The following is a 1,816-nucleotide window of genomic DNA, read 5'->3' on the forward strand; positions in this document are numbered from 1 at the left end:
CACCGCCGTCGTGGCCGGGGTGGGGCACCCGGTTCGGACGGGACGGGAAACCGCGGAAACATGCTAGATTCAACAAATCATGATCACTTCTTCCGCCGTGCCCGTTGCCGCCCTCGAACTGCTGATCGACCAGGGATTTGACGCCACCAGCGTCGATGAGCTGGCCAACGCCGCCGGCATGTCCCGTTCCACGTTTTTCCGCCGTTTCGGTTCCAAGGAGAACATGGTCTTCGCGGACCAGGAAATGATCATCACCCATCTGCAGACGGTGCTGGGCACCAGCTCGGCCCCGACCATGCAGGCGCTGACCGAGGCGGTGTCGGTCGTGTTTGACCAGTACACCGCCAATCCCCCGGCAGCGGAACTGCGCCACCAGCTGCTGCAGGAGGTGCCCGCGCTGCGTGACCGGGAGCTGGTTTCCACCCACCGCTTCGAACGGGCCTTTAACGACTACCTGCGCGCCAAGGGATTGTTTGCCGCCCCCGGGGAGCGTTCCCTGCGCCTGGGGCTGAGCGCGGCCTGGTCTCAATCCACAACGATCACCTGCGCACCTGGCTGCGCGACCACGCGGCGACCGGCGTGATGAGTTGGCCGCGGACGTGCGCCGCTTCCTGAGCCGCTTTGCCGACCTCATTTCCCCGGAGCAGGCCGAGACGGCTCCCGGGCAGCGCACCACCGTGGTGGTTTCCGTGATCAACCCGGGCGACCAGCAGGCCGTGCTGGATGAGGTGGCCCAGGCGCTGAAGCAGGCCGGCGGGATCTGAGCCGCGCCGCCGAGGGCGGCAGACGAAGATTTGACACAAAGTTTCTTGACATGAAACTGAGTTCCATTAGGCTGGTGGACGAGAGATTCACCTTCGACGATGGAGCAACCTGCCATGACCCAAGAAACCACCTACGAATTCCCCACCGGTGTCACCGAGCCGGACTACGAGCTGTGGACCACCGACGTGGAGATCGATCCCACCGGCGTCTTCGAGGACCTTGACCCCGAGGACCGGGCCTGGTGGGACAAGGCCCGCGCCTTCACCCTGGATGAGGTGCGCCCGGTCGCGCACGAATACTGGGAGACCGCCGACTACCCGCTGCACCTGGTCAAGAAGCTGGGCGACGCCGACCTGCTGCGCGACGGGCAGACCCCCAAGAGGTACGCCCCCATGAGCGCCATGGCCGCCGGGCTGGTGAACATGGAGCTGCACCGCGGCGACGGCTCGGTGGGCACCATTGTGGGCGTGCAGGCCGGGTTGGCACTGCGTTCCATCCTGCAGTGCGGCAGCCCCGAGCAGATCGAAAAGTTCGGCGTGCCGATGCTGCGCGGGGAACTGCCCGGCGCCTTCGCCCTGACCGAACCCACCCACGGTTCGGACTCGGTGTCCCTGGAAACCCGGGCCACCCGGGTGGAGGGCGGCTACGTGCTCAACGGCGAGAAGAAGTGGATCGGCAACGGCTCGGTCGGCGGGATCAGCGTGGTCTGGGCCCGCGATGACGAGGGCAAGGTGCGCGGGTTGCTGGTGGACCAGCAGTCCGCGGGCTACACCGCGACCACCATCAAGAACAAGCTGTCGCTGCGCGCCATCTGGCAGGCGCACATCCGCCTGGAGAACGTGTTTGTTCCCGATGAGATGGTCCTGCCCGGCGCGAACAGCTTCAAGGACACCGCCGCGGTGCTCTTCGCCACCCGCCTGGGGCGTGGCCTGGGCGGCGGTTGGGCATGCGACCGCCTGCTATGAATCCGCGGTGGCCTACGCCAAGCAGCGCGTGCAGTTCGGCCGCCCGCTGGCCGCCTCCCAGGTGGTGCAGGAGCGACTGGCGCGCA

Annotated in this window: 2 protein-coding genes and 1 pseudogene; all 3 read left to right on the forward strand. The window is 66.9% G+C overall.

Annotated features, from left to right (window positions below; translation table 11 throughout):
* The first annotated feature begins 79 nt into the window (after positions 1-79).
* Positions 80-583: a TetR family transcriptional regulator gene (locus JCM19049_RS13145; protein WP_054821810.1), complete on the forward strand. Its 504-nt coding sequence runs from the start codon at positions 80-82 to the stop codon at positions 581-583.
* 4 nt (positions 584-587) lie between these two features.
* Complete coding sequence (locus JCM19049_RS20930) at positions 588-764, forward strand: hypothetical protein (RefSeq protein ID WP_279403196.1); 177 nt, start codon at positions 588-590, stop codon at positions 762-764.
* Between the two features lie 114 nt (positions 765-878).
* Positions 879-1,816, forward strand: a pseudogene (locus JCM19049_RS13150) (acyl-CoA dehydrogenase family protein); the annotation flags it as partial.

The sequence above is a fragment of the Arthrobacter sp. JCM 19049 genome (genome assembly GCF_001310435.1).